General features: G+C 62.7%; 18 protein-coding genes and 1 tRNA gene. 15 read left to right on the forward strand and 4 right to left on the reverse strand.

The features are described 5' to 3' along the window. Positions 1–310 precede the first annotated feature (310 nt). From DMP08_RS08430 to DMP08_RS08470, 9 genes are all read left to right on the forward strand, one after another. A complete protein-coding gene (locus DMP08_RS08430; RefSeq protein ID WP_123192476.1) occupies positions 311–1,693 on the forward strand; it encodes a TrpB-like pyridoxal phosphate-dependent enzyme in 1,383 nt (460 codons plus the stop codon). A gap of 45 nt (positions 1,694–1,738) precedes the next feature. Further along, complete coding sequence (locus DMP08_RS08435; protein ID WP_161555450.1) at positions 1,739–2,425, forward strand: ABC transporter ATP-binding protein; 687 nt, start codon at positions 1,739–1,741, stop codon at positions 2,423–2,425. Next, entirely contained in the window at positions 2,422–3,225 is an 804-nt protein-coding gene (locus DMP08_RS08440; RefSeq protein ID WP_244596881.1) for an ABC transporter permease, read from the forward strand. The genes DMP08_RS08435 and DMP08_RS08440 overlap by 4 nt, the downstream gene beginning before the upstream one ends. Positions 3,226–3,251: 26 nt before the next feature. Then, positions 3,252–3,608, forward strand: coding sequence for an SURF2 Surfeit locus protein 2 (locus tag DMP08_RS08445; RefSeq protein ID WP_123192478.1), 357 nt, complete (start codon positions 3,252–3,254; stop codon positions 3,606–3,608). 34 nt (positions 3,609–3,642) lie between these two features. Beyond that, positions 3,643–4,791 (forward strand): histone-lysine N-methyltransferase, encoded by a 1,149-nt coding sequence (locus tag DMP08_RS08450; RefSeq protein ID WP_123192479.1) that lies wholly within the window; start codon positions 3,643–3,645, stop codon positions 4,789–4,791. Between the two features lie 149 nt (positions 4,792–4,940). Further along, positions 4,941–5,570, forward strand: coding sequence for a DAK2 domain-containing protein (locus tag DMP08_RS08455; protein ID WP_123192480.1), 630 nt, complete (start codon positions 4,941–4,943; stop codon positions 5,568–5,570). Between the two features lie 73 nt (positions 5,571–5,643). Next, positions 5,644–6,642, forward strand: coding sequence for a dihydroxyacetone kinase subunit DhaK (locus DMP08_RS08460; RefSeq protein WP_123192481.1), 999 nt, complete (start codon positions 5,644–5,646; stop codon positions 6,640–6,642). A gap of 8 nt (positions 6,643–6,650) precedes the next feature. Continuing rightward, on the forward strand, positions 6,651–7,502 hold the full coding sequence (locus DMP08_RS08465; protein WP_123192482.1) for a class II fructose-bisphosphate aldolase: 852 nt from the start codon (positions 6,651–6,653) through the stop codon (positions 7,500–7,502). A gap of 34 nt (positions 7,503–7,536) precedes the next feature. Beyond that, positions 7,537–7,860: a VOC family protein gene (locus tag DMP08_RS08470; protein WP_123192483.1), complete on the forward strand. Its 324-nt coding sequence runs from the start codon at positions 7,537–7,539 to the stop codon at positions 7,858–7,860. Positions 7,861–7,933: 73 nt separating this feature from the next. Here DMP08_RS08470 and DMP08_RS08475 read toward each other — a convergent pair whose 3' ends face one another. Then, the gene (locus DMP08_RS08475; protein WP_123192484.1) at positions 7,934–8,347 is read right to left on the reverse strand and encodes a YbaN family protein; all 414 of its coding nucleotides are present in this window, start codon (positions 8,345–8,347) and stop codon (positions 7,934–7,936) included. Positions 8,348–8,732: 385 nt separating this feature from the next. Between DMP08_RS08475 and infC the strand changes: the two genes are divergently transcribed. Genes infC through rplT form a run of 3 tightly spaced genes read left to right on the forward strand, consistent with a single transcriptional unit; the run spans position 8,733 to position 9,890 of the window. Further along, positions 8,733–9,323: a translation initiation factor IF-3 gene (infC, locus tag DMP08_RS08480; RefSeq protein ID WP_181792600.1), complete on the forward strand. Its 591-nt coding sequence runs from the start codon at positions 8,733–8,735 to the stop codon at positions 9,321–9,323. Next, positions 9,316–9,513, forward strand: a complete 198-nt coding sequence (gene rpmI, locus DMP08_RS08485; protein ID WP_114567441.1) for a 50S ribosomal protein L35 — start codon at positions 9,316–9,318, stop codon at positions 9,511–9,513. Before infC ends, rpmI begins: the two co-directional genes overlap by 8 nt. 23 nt (positions 9,514–9,536) lie before the next feature. Beyond that, positions 9,537–9,890: a 50S ribosomal protein L20 gene (gene rplT, locus DMP08_RS08490; RefSeq protein WP_114567440.1), complete on the forward strand. Its 354-nt coding sequence runs from the start codon at positions 9,537–9,539 to the stop codon at positions 9,888–9,890. Positions 9,891–10,344: 454 nt separating this feature from the next. Here rplT and DMP08_RS08495 read toward each other — a convergent pair whose 3' ends face one another. Continuing rightward, entirely contained in the window at positions 10,345–10,695 is a 351-nt protein-coding gene (locus DMP08_RS08495) for a NifB/NifX family molybdenum-iron cluster-binding protein (RefSeq protein WP_114567439.1), read from the reverse strand. A 99-nt stretch (positions 10,696–10,794) separates the two neighbouring features. On the opposite strand from DMP08_RS08495, the gene DMP08_RS08500 reads away from it, so the two are divergent. Then, positions 10,795–13,758, forward strand: a complete 2,964-nt coding sequence (locus DMP08_RS08500; protein ID WP_123192485.1) for an FAD-dependent oxidoreductase — start codon at positions 10,795–10,797, stop codon at positions 13,756–13,758. Continuing rightward, a complete protein-coding gene (locus DMP08_RS08505; RefSeq protein ID WP_123192486.1) occupies positions 13,758–14,129 on the forward strand; it encodes a DUF1667 domain-containing protein in 372 nt (123 codons plus the stop codon). The genes DMP08_RS08500 and DMP08_RS08505 overlap by 1 nt, the downstream gene beginning before the upstream one ends. 95 nt (positions 14,130–14,224) lie before the next feature. On the opposite strand, the gene DMP08_RS08510 is transcribed toward DMP08_RS08505, so the two are convergent. Together DMP08_RS08510 and DMP08_RS08515 are read right to left on the reverse strand one after the other, a co-directional pair. Beyond that, on the reverse strand, positions 14,225–15,757 hold the full coding sequence (locus tag DMP08_RS08510) for a DEAD/DEAH box helicase (protein WP_123192487.1): 1,533 nt from the start codon (positions 15,755–15,757) through the stop codon (positions 14,225–14,227). Positions 15,758–15,765: 8 nt separating this feature from the next. Continuing rightward, on the reverse strand, positions 15,766–17,217 hold the full coding sequence (locus DMP08_RS08515; protein ID WP_244596883.1) for a glycosyltransferase: 1,452 nt from the start codon (positions 17,215–17,217) through the stop codon (positions 15,766–15,768). A gap of 152 nt (positions 17,218–17,369) precedes the next feature. Here DMP08_RS08515 and DMP08_RS08520 point away from each other — a divergent pair. Further along, positions 17,370–17,444: transfer RNA gene (locus DMP08_RS08520), tRNA-Glu, on the forward strand. Positions 17,445–17,701 lie beyond the last annotated feature (257 nt).

Raw genomic sequence — 17,701 nt, forward strand, 5'->3', positions numbered from 1 at the left:
TGCCCCCTTCACAAACCGCGCCGGGAGGGTTAGACTTGCCGCGTACCCGGAACGTCCTATCACGAAAGGCGTCTTTTGACCACGACCGCTTGCAACGCGCTTCTTGCCACCGTCGCACCTGCGACGGCGTTCGCTTGCGCATGGTGGTGGAACGGAAGAAATCGATCCCGGGTCTCATAGGCTTCTGTTCTCGCATACCGATCATCAGAAGAGCCCTCGGAGATCCGAGGGCTCTTTTTTTGCGCGTCCAGCAAGCATCCGTTTTTCCTGCAACGTTCGAGCAGGAGCCCATTCCAGGAAAGGAACCAGCATGACCGAGCAAGCCCCTTACCGTCTGTACCTGCGCGAAGACCAGATCCCGACCCAATGGTACAACCTGCGGGCCGACATGCCGGAAAAGCCCGAGCCTTTGCGTTTGCCCGACGGTCGCGTGGCCGAAGCCGCCGACCTGGCACCCGTGTTCTGCGACGAACTGGTGCGCCAAGAGCTCGACGACGCCGCGCCTTACTTCGACATTCCCGATCCCGTTCGGGAGATGTACCGTATTTACCGGCCCTCTCCGCTGTGTCGCGCCTACAACCTGGAGCGCGCGTTGGGCACGCCCGCGAAGATCTACTACAAGTTCGAGGGCAACAACACGTCGGGCTCGCATAAGCTGAACTCCGCCATTGCGCAGGCTTACTACGCGAAGGCTCAGGACCTCGACGGGATCACCACCGAAACGGGCGCGGGGCAGTGGGGCACGGCGCTTGCGGAAGCCTCGGCGCATTTCGGCCTGAATCTCGACGTGTTCATGGTGAAGTGCTCCTACGAGCAGAAGCCGTTTCGCCGCAACATCATGGAGACGTTCGGCGCGAACGTGACGCCCTCTCCTTCCAACACCACCGAAATCGGCCGCAAGATGCTTTCCGAGCGGCCCGATTCGTCCGGTTCGCTGGGAACCGCCATTTCCGAGGCGGTGGAGCGAGCGCTCAACATTCCGCAGAACAAGGGCCGCTACACTTTGGGAAGCGTGCTCAACCAGGTTGCGCTGCATCAATCCGTCATCGGGTTGGAAAGCTACGCTGCGCTTCGAGAGCTGGGGGAATACCCGGACGTGGTCGTCGGCTGCGCGGGCGGCGGCTCGAACCTTGCCGGGCTCATCGCGCCGTTCATGCGCGACAAGCTGCGCGGAAGCAGGCCCGATACGCGTTTCGTGGCCGTAGAGCCTGCAAGTTGCCCCAGCTTGACGCGCGGGCGCTTCGCCTACGACTTCGCCGACACGGGCCGCACCTGTCCGATGGCGAAGATGTACACGCTGGGAAACGGATTCCTTCCCAGTCCCGATCACGCTGGCGGGTTGCGCTATCACGGCATGAGCCCCATCGTGTCGAAGCTCAAGCACGACGGCTTTCTGGATGCGGTCGCCGTGAAGCAGACCGACGTGTTCGCCGCTGCCGTGGAGTTCGCGCGGCTTGAGACCATCCTGCCCGCTCCCGAGAGCGCGCACGCTATCTATCAGGCCATGGAGGAGGCAAGGGCGTGCAAGGAGGCGAACGAGGAGAAGACCATCCTGTTCTGCTTAACCGGAACCGGCTACTTCGATATGAAGGCGTACGACGCTTACAACAAGGGCGTGCTGGGCGATTACGAGCCCACCGACGAGGAGCTGGCCGTCGGCTTCGCCAGCATACCGCGCATCGAGGGGCTGTAGCGCACGCCGTGGCGCTGGCGGCCGCTCGATGGTACCATGGTCGGCATGATCCTTTTTCATGCCGACCATATCTCGGTTTCCCATGTTCGCGATGGGCGGACCGTACCGCTGTTCCACGATGCGTGCTTGCGCTTGGAAGGCGGGCTCATCTACGACTTGACGGGCGCTTCCGGGTCGGGCAAGTCCACGCTTTTGCGCGCGTGCGCGCTCATGATCGCTCGAGATGCTGGCAGCCTGTACTTGCAGGGGCGGTCTTCGGACGAGTTCGGGCCGCAGGAATGGCGACGGCAGGTGTGCCTCGTGCCGCAGCAATCCGCTCTTGTTGCGGGGACGGTGCGAGACAATCTCGTGTTGCCGTGGCGTCTCAAGGTGAACGCCGCGTCCCAGCCTCCGAGCGACGGCGAACTTGCTCGCTTGCTGTGCCTTGCCGGCCTTGAAGAGGTGGAGCTTTCGCGGGACGCGTCGCGCCTTTCGGGCGGACAGCAGGCGCGCGTGGCTTTGCTGCGCTCGTTTGCCACGAAGCCGAAGGTCTTTCTGCTCGACGAGGTGGACGCGGCGCTCGATTCCGCTTCCTCGCAGGCGATCAGTCGCTTGACAAGGGATTACGTCGGCTCCGATGCAACGTGCTTGCGCATCCGGCATCGGTCGGCCGACGGATATGCTGCGGGAACCTATACGCTTGAGGGCGGCGCGCTGTCTTACGTTGCTGCGAGAAGCGGAGGTCGTTCGTGAGCGGCGTGGTGGATATCGGGTACGTGGAGCTGTTCGCCGCGAGCGCGCTCATGTTGGTGGCGGGCCTGGTGTCGTGGAGGCTCGAGCTGGGGCAGACGCGGCGCATTGCCGTTTCCGCTGCGCGCATGTTCGCGCAGCTTTTGGCGGCGGGATTCGTGCTCATGTACCTGTTCGAGCATCAGACCTGGTGGCTTGTCCTCTTGGCGCTGGCCGTGATGGTGACGGCGGCCACGCAGATTGCAGCCTCGCGCGTGAAAAGCTCGGTGCCGGGGCTTCGTGCGGCGGTGTTCGTGTCGCTGTTCTCGTCGTCGATCGCCGTGGGCTTCGTGGTGGTGGAAGGGGTCATGCACGCCGATCCTTGGTACAACGCGCGGCAGCTCGTTCCCATAGCGGGCATGATCATCGGAAACGCGATGTCGGCCATCGCGGTTGCCATCGACCGGCTGTTCGCGGACATGGATTCGCGCTCCAGCGAGATGTTCGCGCTCGTGGCGCTTGGCGCTACGCCGAAAGAAGCGGCGTTCCCGTCGATCAAGGCGGCTATCGGTGCGGGCATGACGCCGGTGCTGGCCACCATGTCGGCGGCCGGGATCGTTGCCATTCCCGGTATGATGTCCGGCCAGCTTTTGGCGGGAGCCGATCCTTTGGCGGCGGCGAAATACCAGATCGTGGTCATGCTCATGCTGTCGGCGGCCAATACGGTGGCCATCGTTTCCGCCTGCTTTCTTACGTATCGCAAGCGTTTCGCGCCCGATGGATATTATTTGGACAAGGGTATACGTCCCGATAATCCTCTATAATCTTGCTGACGTGAAAGGACGACTCCGTGGCTTCTGGCGATACCAAATTCTCCCATATCACCGTTAACGCTGACGACGATGACGATTTTGTGATCCAGGCGGGCGTTCGCCCGTCCGCGCATGCCTCCGAGTCCGTCCAAGCGTACGGCGCGACGCCGTCCGAGCCCTCTTTCGCCGTGGGTCTTTCGACTGAGGACGAGCGGGAGGCGCCGGCGACCGACGACGTGAGGTCTTCGAGCGCAGACTCGAAGAAGGGCTACCGCGAGACGACCGCGGAAGACCTTGAGGTCGAACCGATGCCTGCGATGCAGAAGATCATCATCGCGGTGGCGCTTCTGGCCATCGTCGGCTTCATTGCGTACTATGTACTCTTTATGCGCTAGCGAATGCGCCTGCGCCCAGTAGGAAGGTGCTTCGATGCCCAAACACGCTGCAAACGAACCCAACGGCACTTCGAGCCACAAAGACGATTTCGCCTCCGATGAGCGAATCGGCCTGACCGAGGCGTTCTCCCCGGTGAGCGCCGCCGTCGATCCTGCAGAGGACCGTTCTGACGAAGAGGGGCGAATCGGCCTGACCGAGGCGTTCGCTCCCGTGGCGGACGGCGCCCATGCAGGCGGATTCAGCTACCGCGGGGACAACGCCGACGAATACCCTGACGCCTTCGAGAGCCTTGAGCCCGTGGAGGCGCCTCCCTTGCTGTTCGGGGACGATCCCGTTGCGGTCCAATCCGAACCGGCCAAGGGCAAGCACGGCAAGAAGGAGAAGCCCTTCGTTCCTCCTCATCAGCGCAAATCACGTCGCATGCGCAAGATTCTCATCGCCATTGTTATCCTGCTGATCCTGCTCATGGGCGCGCTGGGCTTTTTCGTGTGGCAGTGGTTTGAGGAGAGCAGGCTGGTGGCCGCTCAGCAGGCTCAAGAGCAGCAAAGCGCCCAGGAAGTCGGCGCTATGCAGCAAAGCCAGAGCGAAACCAAGGACGCCAGCACCACCGTGGCGAAGAAAACGCAGGTCCCCTCGCTCACGTCCCTGCTTGGCATGACGAAGGGCGAGGCCGTGACAGCACTCAAGCGCGGCGCGACCGAAACCAGCTCCAAGGAGGTCAACGAGGAGGGCAACCCCGTCAAGACCAACGTGACGGTGGCGCTTACCGACGAGCCTGCCGATACGCGTTCGGGCACGCCTACGGTGTACCTGGGCCTGAACGAAGAGGGCAAGGTCATTCAAGCTGGCTACTCGGCGGCCACCGCATCGCTTGGCTATGGCTCGCTGAGTTTCGTCGATGCCGTGAAAAACGAGCACATTGTAGAGAAAACGCTGCAAGAGGCCGGCGTGAGCGTGCCGGAGGGCTCCGTGGAACTGCCGTCCGACAAGTCGACGTACTCCGAGTACGCCAGCGATGGCACGACGCTCGTGAAGGAAACATGCTCCTTCTCCGGTACCGTGGAGTTCGGCGGCGCGCCCCATCAGTGGTCGAGCGTTCTTCTGTACAACTACTCTACGGCGAACACCTCGGGCAACCTGGCCGACACCATCCGCATCATCTACGTGTACGTCAACGCGTAAGGATTGGTCCTTGCTACGACAGGGACGGGCTCTGCGAAACCTCTGCGAAAACGCCGCCGCTTCGAGGCGGCGTTTTCGTTTCCTCATTGATTTCGTCTACGCTTACCGTTAGAGTTAGGGCAATCGACTTTCATCGGGAAAGGGGTCCTATGATCGATCGCGACGCGTTCGGGCGCATGCTGGACGAAAGCGCCCGCTTGCTGCTGGAAAACGCCGAGGTGCTAAGCGATATCGATTCCAAATTCGGCGACGGGGATCACGGCATCACCATCACCAAGATAGCCAAGCTCGTCCAAGAGCAGGTTGCGGGACGGGATTCCGACCAGTCGATCAAAGACTTCCTCGATGATCTGGGCATGGCCGCCATGGCGGTGCGCGGAGGATCAGCCGGCCCGCTTTACGGCACGATGATCGGCGGCTTGGGCGTCGATCTTGCCGACGATGAGAGCGTTATCGATGCAGATGCGGCGCGCCGGATGTTCGCTGGCTGCTTGGCCGAGATGCAGGATATCACGAATGCCCAGGTGGGGGACAAGACCATGATGGATGCGCTGATTCCTGCGGTCGAGGCGGCGCAGGCGTGCGCTTCGGACGATCCGGCTGCGGTGTTTGCCGCGGCAGCCGCGGCGGCCGAGGCCGGCGCGAAGGCGAGCGAGGGCTTCGCTTCCAAATTCGGCCGCGCTCGCAGTTACGGTGACCAGACTATCGGTACGCCCGATGCGGGCGCCGTTTCAACTTCGTTGTTCTTGCGCGGTCTCGCCGAGGGTGCGTCGCACTGATTCAGGAATCGGGCCTGCTGCCGAGCGCAGCGGGCCTTTCTTTTTCATCGTCCATCTTGCAAGGAGGAGTACTATGAGCATGAAGAAGTTCATCAACGACCCGGATGATCTTACCGCGGAGCTGCTCGAAGGCCTGGCCTTGGCCAATTCCGACATCCTCGAACTGGGCGAGGATAACATGGTGATCAACAAGAAGCTGGCCGAAGCCGACCGCGTGACCATCGTCACACAGGGCGGAAGCGGGCACGAGCCGGCTATCGAGGGCTTCGTGGGCGAGGGCATGGTCGACATCGACGTGGTGGGCGACATCTTCGCCGCGCCCGGTCCGCAGGCGTGCGTCGACGCCATCAAGCTGGCCGACAAGGGAAAGGGCGTGCTCTACATCGTGCTCAACCACGCAGGCGACATGCTGACGGGCAACATGACCATGAAGCAGTGCAAGAAGCAGGGCTTGAACGTGGTGAAGGTGGTCACGCAGGAGGACATCGCCAACGCTCCGCGCGAAAACGGCGACGACCGCCGCGGTTTGGTGGGATGCATTCCCACGTACAAGATCGCAGGAGCGGCGGCCGCCGAGGGCATGAGCTTGGAAGACGTGGCCGCCGTTGCGCAGCGCTTCGCCGACAACATGGCCACGTTGGCCGTGGCCGTGCGCGGTGCCACCCATCCTCAGACGGGAACGCTTCTGGCGGAGCTGGGCGATGACGAGATGGAAATCGGCATGGGCCAGCACGGCGAGGAAGGCGGCGGCCGCCAGCCCATGAAGTCGGCCGACGAAACGGCGGCGGTCATGGTGAACGCGCTGGTGAAGGACATTGGCATCCAGCCGGGCGAGCGCGTCATGCTCATCGTCAACGGATCCGGGGCCACCACGCTCATGGAGCAGCTTATCGTGTACCGCGCCGCGGTCAAGGAGCTGGCGAAGCAGGATATCGAGGTGGTTGCGAACTTCGTCGGCGAGATGCTGACCGTTCAGGAGCAGGCCGGCTTCCAGATGTTCATGGCTCGCATGGACGACGAGCTGCTGCGCCTGTGGAACGCTCCCTGCAACACGCCGTACCTCAAGAAGTAGGGGTCGGTATGCTCGCTTCCATGAGTGCCGTCCTTGATTGGGCGGAGGAGCGCGGTTGCGCTGCGGCGGCGTTCGATACGCCGAACCTCGAGCTTTTGCTGGCAGCCATCGCGGCTGCCGAAGCCCGCAACGAGCCGGTCATCATTCAGCACGCTCAACTGCACGAGCACGAGACGTCCATCGACGTGATCGGTCCCATTATGGTTGCGCGCGCCAAGGCGGCGCGCGTGCCCGTGTGCGTCATGCTTGATCACGGCGAAGATCTCGACTATGTAAAACGTGCGCTCGATCTGGGGTTTTCTGCCGTCATGATCGATGGATCGCAGTTGCCGTACCAGGAAAACGTCGATCTCGCACGGGCGGCGGTGGAGCTGGCGCGCCATTACGGGGCCGACGTGGAGGCCGAAATAGGGTTCACCACGGGGCATGAAGGGCTTGAAGAGGCTGATGACGACCGCGAGAACGTGTACACCGATCCTGCGCAGGCCGCTCGCTTCGTGGCCGATACGGGCATCGATGCGCTGGCTGCCAGCGTAGGTACCGTGCACGGCTTCTACCAGGCCGATCCGCAGCTTGACTTCGATCGCATAGCCGAGCTCAAGCGCGTGTGCGGCGTCCCGCTCGTCATGCACGGCGGCAGCGGTCTTTCGCGCGAGGACACGCGCGCGGCCATTGCGGCCGGCATCCGCAAGATCAACTATTTCAGCTACATGAGCAATGCGGGCGTGCGTGCCGTGGAGGCGCTCATCGCCGAATCGCACCCCAAGTACTTCCATGCATTGGCTAACGCGGCAACAAAGGCCATGCAGGCCGACGCCGAGGCCGCCATGGATATGTTCTCCATGGCTCCGTCGGCCTGACGCTGCGGACGACTCGAGACGAGAGGAAACCGGCATGACTGCAACCTATATGCACATCGGCATTCCCATCACGGAGAAAAAGCCGAACATGACCTACAACGAGGACATGAAGTTCTGGGTGTCCAACGTGGACGATTACGATATGAAGATCGAGTACCTGAAGTTCGAGGAGGGCACGCCTTTCCCCGAAGAGCTGCACCGTCGCTGGCACGTTGCTTACGCGGTGGACGATCTGGATCGCTACGTCGAGCAGGTCGATCGCGTTATCTGCGGGCCCATGGATGCGGGTCCGGGGATTCGCCTTGCGTTTGTCGAGATGGACGGTGCCGTCATCGAACTGTACGAAGACAAGAGCTAGCATCGAGCCCGGTCTTTGCAGCAGCGAAGGCCGGGCTTTTCCTTTTTGCGGGTGCGGACCCGAGCGCGGTTTTCTATTCGGCTTCTTCAGCTTGACGGACGGTTTGCACGTTTTCCAGCGATATGGTGGGAATGCGCACGAACATGAGGTAGACCAGAAATGCCGCCACGCACCCCAAGATGCCCCAGACGAGGGGCTTTTGAACCAGAAGCGCGCTCGCACCCATAACGACGAACGATACCGTGAGGATGCGGACCTTGGTGGCGGCCGGTATGCCGCCCGCTTCCTTGAATGCCGCAACATAGGACTTGTAGACCCTCGTTGAAACGATCCAGGCATGGCAGCGCGGCGAGGATTTGGCGAAGAGGAACGTGGCTAGCAGAAGCAGGGGCGTGGTAGGAAGCACGGGAATGAACACGCCGACGCAACCCAGGATGCAGGCGATCCAGGCTCCGGCGAGCATGAGGATTCGGGTCAAGCGACTCATGGGTTCCTTCCGTCGAACGATGTGCTCGCCAAAGGGCGGGAGGCTTGTTTGATGCCGTGAGTATAGCAAACAAGCATTCTGGCGCACACGGGGGTTTCCCCGCAGGTCCATAATCTCTACGAATGTTCTGGTTTTTGAGGGCCCTGTGTAGATCGGTGAAAAAGCCGAAGCAAAGTTCTCGATGCGTGTTGCATTTGGATCTCCCTGTGGTATTATGTTCAAGCTGTTTACACAAGTGAGGAGAAATCTTCCACCTGTTTCGGCGCTTCGGCAGCTGACGGGTCGCTCGAATATTCGGCTTCATAGCCTGATCGAAAAGCGAAACCCGCAAGCTCTCGGAGCTGCGGGTTTTTTATTGACGCGCGAAAGCGTGCTAGAAAGGGAGGTGAGCGCGATAGCTGCTCAGGAGCCTCGGCTCAACGAACAAATCAACGTGCGCGAGTGCCGGTTGATCGGGTTCGACGGGACGCAGATGGGTATTTACGTTACATCTGAGGCCCAGCGAATCGCCGATAACGAGGGCCTTGACCTGGTCGAGATCGCCCCGAACGCCGACCCGCCCGTGTGCCGCATCATGGATTACGGCAAGTTCAAGTACGACCAGGCCATCAAGGCGAAGCAGGCTCGCAAGAACCAGAGCAAGATCGAGACCAAGGAAATGAAGTTCCGCCCGAAGATCGACGTGGGCGACTACACCACCAAGAAGAAGCATGTTCTGCGCTTCCTCGACGGCGGCAACAAGGTCAAGATCACCATCATGTTCCGTGGTCGCGAAATGGCCCATCCGGAACAGGGCCTCACCATCCTGGAGCGGCTGGCCGACGATCTGAAGGACGTAGCGGTCATCGAGACCCAGCCTAAGATGGAAGGCCGCAACATGCACATGCTCATCGCCCCGTTGCCTGCAGCGACGTTGGCGAAGAAAAAGAAAGAGAACGAGAAGAAAGAAGAAGGGAAGGACGAAGGCAATGCCTAAGATGAAGACCCATCGCGGCACCGCGAAGCGTTTCCGCGTTACCGGCTCCGGCAAGATCATGCGCTCCAAGGCTTTCAAGAGCCACATCATGACGAAGAAGAGCCAGAAGCGCAAGCGTAATTTCCGTCATGAGACCGAAGTAGCCAAGGCCGATAACAAGGTTATCGCGCGTAATCTCGGCCTTCGCTAGTCTAAAAGGAGCAGTGATACAACATGCCTCGTGTTAAGCGCGCAGTCAGCGCCCATAAGAAGCGTCGCACCGTCCTCAATCGTGCCAAGGGCTACTACGGCGCCAAGTCCCGTTCTTATCGTGCTGCGAAGGAACAGGTGCAGCATTCGCTGCAGTACATGTACCGCGACCGTCGCAACAAGAAGCGCGAGATCCGTCGTCTGTGGATCACCCGCATCAACGCGGCTGCTCGCCTGAACGGCCTGAGCTATTCGGTGCTGATGAACGGCCTTAAGAAGGCCGGCGTGCAGCTGGACCGCAAGGTGCTCTCCGACATGGCCATCAACGATCCCGAGGCGTTTGCCGCCGTGGTCGAGGTTGCCAAGAAGGCCCTGTAGTTTTTAGTTGCGCCGACCGGTAGGTCGGCGCAACCGCTCGACGCTGCGAAGCCCCCTCGCATCGATCCTCGCCCCTCTCTCGCTTGCCCTCGCGTGCAAAGCACGCTCAGCCGCGAGACGGGTCGATTATCGACGCGAGGGGGCTTCTCGCTGTCTTACTACGCCAACCTGCACGAACGCGCTCTAGACGCCGTAGGCCGTAGGCGATCCACTGGCTTCGCGCAAGAAGGCCCCGAGCGGGGCCTTCTTGCTTGGGGCGCGCCGGGCATGGAGCGGTAACCGGCGGACCGCATTCATGCTCTGCACGAACGAAAGGCCCCGAAGAGGGGCCTTTCGTTTGCTTCGAGGGCGAAGGGAGTCTGCGTGGGTCTTTCCGTTCGTGCGTCGATCAGCGCGGCTGCGCCATAGTGCGAAGCGGTAACGGGGCCGACCCCTGCGGTCGCCTTGCGAGATTTCACGCCTCTACGACGTCAAGTTCCTCTTCATCGCTTTCGTCCGAGCCGATCAGGGTGCGGGCCAGGTAGACTTCGGCTGCATGGCGCGCGGTACCGCCCCTGTTGGGCACCACTTCGATGTCGACGGCGCGCAGCGCTTCCGCGGCTTCGCGCTCGATCGTTCCGGTTATGAGCACCCGGACGTCAAGCTCGTGCAGAAGGGAGGCAAGACGGTTCGGGGGAAAGAGTGGGTTCGGCATGTTCTGACATTCAACGATGACGCCGCGCTCGATTCTGTAGCAGGTGAAGCTGGCACACTTCCCGAACACGGGAGATACCTTCAGGCCTTCGCTAGCCACGGCTATGCGCATCTCGTTCCTTTCTTCGATTCGTTGCGCTTACGATACCGTTATTCGTGCAAGCCAAGTTCGCTCTTTCGCCCAACGGGGATAAATAGTAAGCTGAACGACATGGATACTGAATCTTTTCTCACAACGGATGTTGCGATTGTCGGCGCGGGCGTGGCGGGCGCTTGCGTGGCGCGCGAGCTTGCTCGCTGGCAGGTGCATGTCACGGTTCTCGAAGCGGGAAACGATGTGGCGTGCGGTGCAACGCGCGCGAATTCGGGGATCGTGCATGCTGGCTACGATCCCGCTCCCGGCACGCTTAAGGCGCGGTTCAATGCACGGGGTTCGCAGCTGTTCTCCCGCTGGGCCGATGAATTGGGCTTTTCGTATCATCGAAACGGGTCGATGGTGCTCGCGTTCTCCGACGAGGAGCTGGCCGCGGTGCGTCAGCTGATCGAGCGAGCCGCCCGAAACGGCATCGAAGGGGTGCGCGAGCTTGATGCGGCTGCCGTGCGCGCGCTCGAGCCCTCCGTCTCGCCGCATGTTCGAGGCGGCCTGCTTGCCGAGACGGGCGCCGTGTGCGATCCCTACGAGGTGGCGCTGTTCGCCGCCGAGCAGGCGGCTCTGCACGGCGCTGCCTTTCTGTTCGAGCAGAAGGTGACGGCTCTCGACCGTCTGACGCCTGAGGATAGCGCCGAGGCGGAGCGTGTTGCCGAGCAGCGCGGGCAGGTGCGCCGAAGCGCTGCTCCGTATCGGTACCGTGTGAGCACCGCTGGGGGGTTGGCGGTGGCGGCGCGTGCGGTGGTGAACGCTGCCGGCGTGTTCTCCGATGAGATCAACAATATGGCCAGTGCCTGTAAGCTGCGCATCGTGGCGCGCCGGGGCGAGTACTGCCTGTACGACACGGACAAGGGATCCGTGTTCTCGCATACCATGTTCCAGGCGCCGTCGTCGGCGGGGAAGGGCGTGCTCGTAACTCCTACGGTGCACGGAAACTTGCTGGTAGGCCCTAACGCCGTGGATCAAGCTGACAAGATCGACGCATCGACGACGGCCGAAGGATTGCGGTTCGTGCTGGACGCCGCGCGCAAAACGTGGCCGGAAGCGAACGACCGCGGACTGATCACCAATTTCGCCGGGCTGCGCGCGTCGAATGCTGAAGGGTGCGACTTCGTGATCGGCCAGCCCGACGATGCCCCCGGGTTCTTCAACGTAGCCTGTTTCGATTCTCCCGGCCTTACATCGGCGCCAGCTGTGGGAGAGCACATCGCGGGCGAGGTTGCCGCGCTGCTGGATGTTCGGATCAACGATTCATTCTGCGCTCAAAGAACGGTTTTCAAGGCGTTTGCGAACATGGACGAGGCCGAGCGCGCCGCAGCAGTTGCGCGCGATGCCCGCTGGGGCCATGTGGTGTGCCGATGCTGTCAGGTGACCGAAGCGGAATTGGTAGCGGCCCTGCGGGGACCGTTGCCCGTACTGTCGCTCGATGCGCTCAAATGGCGCACGCGCGCCATGATGGGCCGTTGCCACGGCGGGTTCTGCTCGCCCGAGATCGCGAAGATCGTCGCGCGCGAAACGGGCGTGACCCCCGATCGCCTGGACAAGCGTCTGTCGGGGTCGCCCGTGGTGGCATCGGCGCGCAGCGACTACGCGAGCGTCGTTCAGAGCTTCGAAGGGGCCGAAGCTGCGAGCGCTGCGCGCGCCGAGCGCGCGCCTGCTATGGCGCAGGAGTGCGACGTCGCGGTGGTGGGAGGCGGTGCTGCCGGCATTGCTGCGGCGCATGCGGCGTCGATGCGCGGCGCTCGCGTGGTGTTGATCGACCGCGAGGCGAAGCTGGGCGGCATTCTTAAGCAATGCGTGCACAACGGGTTCGGGCTGCATCGGTTCGGCGTGGAGCTGACGGGCCCCGAGTACGCCCAACGCGAGACCGATCAGCTTGCCTTGTTGGACGCATCCGGCGTTTGCGTGCTGCGAGACGCTACGGCTATGTCGATCGATGCGCCCCGGGAACGAGCCGACGGGCTGTTTTCGGTTCACGTGGTGGGTCCTCGCGGCGCGCATGCGGTTCGCGCCCGGGCCGTGGTTCTGGCAACGGGATCGCGCGAGCGGGGTTTGGGCGCGCTCAACGTGGCAGGGTCGCGTCCGTCTGGCGTGTTCAGTGCGGGCAGCGCCCAGAACTTCATGAACCTGCAAGGGTGCTTGCCGGGAAAGCGCGCGGTCATCTTAGGGTCCGGTGATATCGGGCTCATCATGGCGCGGCGGTTGGTTTCGCAAGGGGCCGAGGTGGCGGGAGTCTACGAGCTCATGCCCCATCCGTCGGGGCTTCGTCGCAACGTCGTTCAATGCTTGGATGATTTCGGCATACCGCTGTTCCTGAGCCGTACGGTCACGCGCTTGGAAGGCGAAGGCCGGTTGAGCGCTGTGTACGTGTCGGACGTGGATCCCGATACCGTGCAGGTGATTCCCGGTACCGAGCAACGCGTGGCGTGCGATACGCTGCTTTTGTCGGTGGGGCTGCTTCCCGAAAACGAACTGGCTCGGACAGCTGGCGTGGAGCTGGACGCCGTTACCGGCGGCGCGCGCGTGGACAGCCGGTTGGAAACCAACGTGGCGGGTTTGTTCTCATGCGGAAACGCGTTGCACGTGCACGATTTGGCGGACCATGCGTCTGCCGAGGGCGACTTGGCCGGTGCTTCCGCTGCGGCTTACGCGCTCAGCAAGATCGAGGCGCGCCGCGAGCGTCGGCGTGCGTCGGTGCCCGTGCTGGCCGCGCAGGGTGTGCGCTACGTGGTTCCTCATGCCGTGGACGCGACGGGTTCCCCGAGTGGCAACGTGGCGATTTCGCTGCGGGTTTCGCGTTCCGTTCGCAACCCTCGATTCGTCGTTGAGGGCGTCGATGCGCAGGGACGCGTGCACACGGTGAAGCGGGCGAAGACGATGGTCGCCGTGCCTGCTGAAATGGTCCAGATCCCCGTGAGCGCGGCTGAGCTTGTCCGTTGGGAGAGTGTGCGGGTGCGCGTCGAGGGTGCAGGTGACGAGGATCGAGCGCCTTCCGTCCCGTCTATGACCGGGGGAGGTGCCGACTGATGCAGTTCGCGACCGATGTTGCCGTGTTCACGTGCATTCGCTGCCCGCTGGGGTGTCCGGTCGAGGTGTCGTTTGCCGAGGATGGAACCGTGGCCGAAGTGTCTGGTCACACATGCAAGCGCGGAGCCGAGTACGCGGCGCAGGAGGCCGTCAGTCCCGAGCGGATGGTGACGGCGGTGCTTCCCGTTGCGGGCTGTCTGGAACCGGTGAGCGTGAAGACCTCGCAACCGGTGCCGAAGGGCCGCATGGCCGACGTTCTGGCCGCGCTGAGCGCGCTGCGGCTGGAGGGGCCCGTTTCAGCTGGTGCGGTGCTGATCGAAGATGTTTGCCGTACCGGCGTGGCGGTAATCGCCACGAAAAGCGTGCCGTAACGGCGGTGTAAAACGAATTGTCGCCCGAAACGTACGGAATCGAAGGGGAAACCGTGCGTTTCGGGCGACAATGTGCGCGGTGCGCGGTGCGCGGGCTAGCGACGTTTGCCGCGTCCGCTGGAGCGCTGCTGGGCAACGTCGGCGCGATGGGCGCGTCCCGGACGAAGGTCTGCTCCGGTGCGCTTGGGCGAGCCGCTTTGCGTCGGGCGCCCGCTGCTCGTGCTGCGCCCGGCGGGTTTGGCCGCGTTGCCGCCGGCGCGCTGAGACTTGGCTTGTCCGGGGTTTTGCCTGTTCGGCTGTGCTCCCTGTGTTCCTGCGGGCTTCTTGCCGCCGCGGCGCTTCGGCCCGCCGGTGTTCGGCATCGATTCCGTTTGGGCCTGTTCGCGCGCCTTCGTTTTCTTGCGCTCGCGAGCCGCCTGCTCCTTGGCCGCCTGCTTGATCTCCGGGTCTCGGCGGGCGTCGGCACGCTGCGCCTTGGCAACGGCGTCTTCTTCGGCTTCCTGCATGTCGAACGAGTTGAGCTGCATTTCCGGAATGGGGCGCTTGATGAGCTTTTCGATGTCGCGCAGCGCATCGACGGTTTCAGGGCTGACGAAGGACACCGCGTAGCCTGCGGCGCCTGCGCGACCCGTGCGGCCGATGCGGTGCACGTAATCCTCGGGCTGAGTGGGCAGGTCGTAGTTCACCACGTACTCGACTTCTTCCACGTCGATGCCGCGCGCCAGCACGTCGGTGGCTACCAGGATCCCGGTCGTTCCGGCGGCGAAGTTGTCGAGCGCGCGGCGGCGCTGGTTCTGGCTGCGGTCGGAGTGGATGGCCTCGACCGAGTAGCCGGCGCGCTTGAGACGCCGGCAGGTGGCGTCGGCGCGGCTGCGGGTGCGGGCGAACACGATGACGCGATCGGCGCCTTTCTCGGCGAGCACGGCTTTGAGCAGCGCCGGCTTCACGGCTTGCGGCACGTGGATGACGTACTGGTCCACCGTGTCGGCCGTTTCGCCTTTGTGCGCGATCTCTACGAAAGCGGGGTCGTGGAGCAGCTTGCCCACGCTGTTTTTGATGGAGGCGTCGATGGTGGCGCTGAACAGCAGCGTCTGGCGCGTTGCGGGCGTAGCGCCGATGATCTTTCTCATGGCGGGCCAAAAGCCCATGTCGAGCATGCGGTCGGCCTCATCGAGCACGAGCACCTCCACGTCCCCCAGGCGAACCGCCTGCTGCTCCATGAGGTCCACCAGGCGTCCCGGCGTGGCGATGAGCACGTCGACGCCGTGCTTGAGCTTCTTGATCTGAGGCTCGTAGGACAGGCCGCCTACCACGGTGAGGATGCGATGGTGCGTGGAGGTGGCGATGGTCGTGCACACCTCGCCGATCTGCTGCGCCAGTTCGCGCGTGGGCGTGACCACCAGCATGAGCGGACCCTGGCCGCCCTTCGCATGCTCCAGGCGATCAAGGGAGGGCAACGAGAACGCAGCGGTCTTGCCGGTGCCGGTCTTAGCTGCAGCGATGAGGTCGCGTCCTTCCAGCGCAAGTGGAATAGCCTGTTCCTGAACGGGCGTCGGGGCTTCGTAGCCCAGGCGCGCGACGGCTTCAAGGGCCTGGTCGGACAGGCCGAGTTCGTTGAATTGCAACATGGTTCTCCTTAGCGAATGTGTGCGGGCTTGTCGCCCCAGTAGAAATGTAGGAAATGCTTGCGATAGATGGGGTCGTCGCCGTTTTTCGGCGCAGCGGCCAGGCGCAGCGTGGCGGCTGCGATGTCGCGGGCCGCGTTCGGCCGTCTCAGGAAGCTTCCGTTGACCAGCATGGCGCGGGCGCTGTCGGGGTTCTTCGCGATATGGCGCAAAGCGTCAAGAAGCTCGCGTGCCGTGGTTACGTGCATGGCCGCGCCGAGCGAGGTGAGCATTTGCACGTTGACCTTTTCTTGGCCGTACGCGCGGCCCAGAAGGATCATCGGCACCTGCGAGCACAGGCATTCCGTCACCGTAAGGCCGCCTGACTTGCAGATGACCAGGTCGCTTGCAGCCATGAGCGCGGCCATTCCCTCCACGTAGTCGAGCACCGTGACGTTTTCGATGCTCAGTTCCTGGCACTCTTGGCGAAGGTGCCGCGCGTACTCGGCGTCGTTTCCCGCTATGAACACGAAGTGCAGCGTGCTGCTCAGGCTGTGCAGGTAGGGCAGCAGCTTGTCGAGTGCGGTGCGGAAGTGCACGTAAGGCTGCGGCAGGTACGCGCCGGCCAGCGCGAGCACGACGCGCTTGTTCTGGGGAAGCCCCAGCCGCTCTCGCGTGGCGACGCGATCGTAGTCGCGGCGGAAATCGTCGCGCGTGGGGATGCCCGTGATGAGGATGCGATCTTCGGCGACCTTGCGCGGGCGCAGCGTTTCGGCCATGGATTCGTTCGCCACGCAGAACAGGTCGGCGGCGCGATGGGGCCAAAGGCCTTCGGTCTCGTAGTCCGTGGGAACGCAGACGATGGGGAAGCGCTGCCCGGTTAGCATGCGCGCGGCCGTCGCGACGTTGGCCGCGGTGATATGCGTGCAGACCACCGCGATCGGCTGCTTTTTCTCCACGTAGTCGGTGAACGCGCCGTACATGAAGTGATTCCATATGGTTCCGCCGCCCCAAAGGAGACGGCCCGTCAGCGTGAAACGCCAGGTGAGGTCGTAGATGGGTCGCGTTGCGCCCGTGAACAGCGATGCCGCCTTGTTTCCGTCGAACACCACGCGGCCGAAATCGAGCACGTCGAGCACTTCGACTTCCAGATCCTCGGGCACCAGGTTGGCAAGCGTCTCGTCGGTTTGGTCGGCGTCCGTTTGGGCGTAGGCGTTTCGCTCGTCGCGCATGAGGTCGAACGCCTGAGCCACGGCGTTCGCGGCGCTGCGATGCCCCGAACCGACGGAGGCGTGCATGACGATGACAAGGGGCTTGCGAGGCTCTTTGGGTTCCGGCTCCATCGCGGCGAGTGCGGCATTGGCTGCCGGCTTCGCTTCGGCTTCGAGCGATTGTCCAGCGCGCGCCTCAAGGGCCTCGTCCGAGGATGCGCCGGGTTTTTCGATGTCCGGCGATAGGAGTGTTGGCTTGGTTTCGTTGTCCATGTCGTCTATCATACCGCAAACGGCCGCGCTTCGTTGACGCCGTGGCGCGCAGGAGAAAAAGCCCTGAAATATTCCTCCAAAATTATCTCTTGCAATTTGAGAAAACCTTTGCAATAATATTCAGGCTGCTTTTCGGAGACGAAAACGCAAAGGTCCCCATAGTCTAGAGGTCAGGACGCGGCCCTTTCAAGGCTGAGACACGGGTTCGATTCCCGTTGGGGGCACCATAGCTGATGCAGGAAACCACCCTCCGGGGTGGTTTCTTTTGCGTGAGGCAGAAGGTTGCAGGATTGGGGTTATGTTTCAAAAAGTGTGTCCGATCCAATTATTCACTGCCTGTAATTCGTAGGCATGTGAAACTCCTCCCAGACGATGCCTGAGCCGTACCTGTCGGGTGTGCCCTCACCTTTGCCAGCATCTTTCGATGCACTCGAAAACAACCCATCTATGTCATCGTCAGTGGGCATAATGCGTACGATTCCAG

The sequence above is a fragment of the Paraeggerthella hongkongensis genome, from assembly GCF_003726035.1.
Taxonomy (GTDB): Bacteria; Actinomycetota; Coriobacteriia; order Coriobacteriales; family Eggerthellaceae; genus Paraeggerthella; species Paraeggerthella hongkongensis.

Coding starts and splice junctions, on each gene's coding strand:
- DMP08_RS08510 (WP_123192487.1), bottom strand. CDS start 15,757: ATGTTGCAATTCAACGAACTCGGCCTGTCCGACCAGGCCCTTGAAGCC.
- DMP08_RS08430 (WP_123192476.1), top strand. CDS start 311: ATGACCGAGCAAGCCCCTTACCGTCTGTACCTGCGCGAAGACCAGATC.
- DMP08_RS08465 (WP_123192482.1), top strand. CDS start 6,651: ATGCTCGCTTCCATGAGTGCCGTCCTTGATTGGGCGGAGGAGCGCGGT.
- DMP08_RS08460 (WP_123192481.1), top strand. CDS start 5,644: ATGAGCATGAAGAAGTTCATCAACGACCCGGATGATCTTACCGCGGAG.
- rplT (WP_114567440.1), top strand. CDS start 9,537: ATGCCTCGTGTTAAGCGCGCAGTCAGCGCCCATAAGAAGCGTCGCACC.
- DMP08_RS08475 (WP_123192484.1), bottom strand. CDS start 8,347: ATGAGTCGCTTGACCCGAATCCTCATGCTCGCCGGAGCCTGGATCGCC.
- DMP08_RS08505 (WP_123192486.1), top strand. CDS start 13,758: ATGCAGTTCGCGACCGATGTTGCCGTGTTCACGTGCATTCGCTGCCCG.
- DMP08_RS08450 (WP_123192479.1), top strand. CDS start 3,643: ATGCCCAAACACGCTGCAAACGAACCCAACGGCACTTCGAGCCACAAA.
- DMP08_RS08435 (WP_161555450.1), top strand. CDS start 1,739: ATGATCCTTTTTCATGCCGACCATATCTCGGTTTCCCATGTTCGCGAT.
- DMP08_RS08470 (WP_123192483.1), top strand. CDS start 7,537: ATGACTGCAACCTATATGCACATCGGCATTCCCATCACGGAGAAAAAG.
- DMP08_RS08500 (WP_123192485.1), top strand. CDS start 10,795: ATGGATACTGAATCTTTTCTCACAACGGATGTTGCGATTGTCGGCGCG.
- DMP08_RS08495 (WP_114567439.1), bottom strand. CDS start 10,695: ATGCGCATAGCCGTGGCTAGCGAAGGCCTGAAGGTATCTCCCGTGTTC.
- DMP08_RS08515 (WP_244596883.1), bottom strand. CDS start 17,217: ATGGACAACGAAACCAAGCCAACACTCCTATCGCCGGACATCGAAAAA.
- DMP08_RS08455 (WP_123192480.1), top strand. CDS start 4,941: ATGATCGATCGCGACGCGTTCGGGCGCATGCTGGACGAAAGCGCCCGC.
- rpmI (WP_114567441.1), top strand. CDS start 9,316: ATGCCTAAGATGAAGACCCATCGCGGCACCGCGAAGCGTTTCCGCGTT.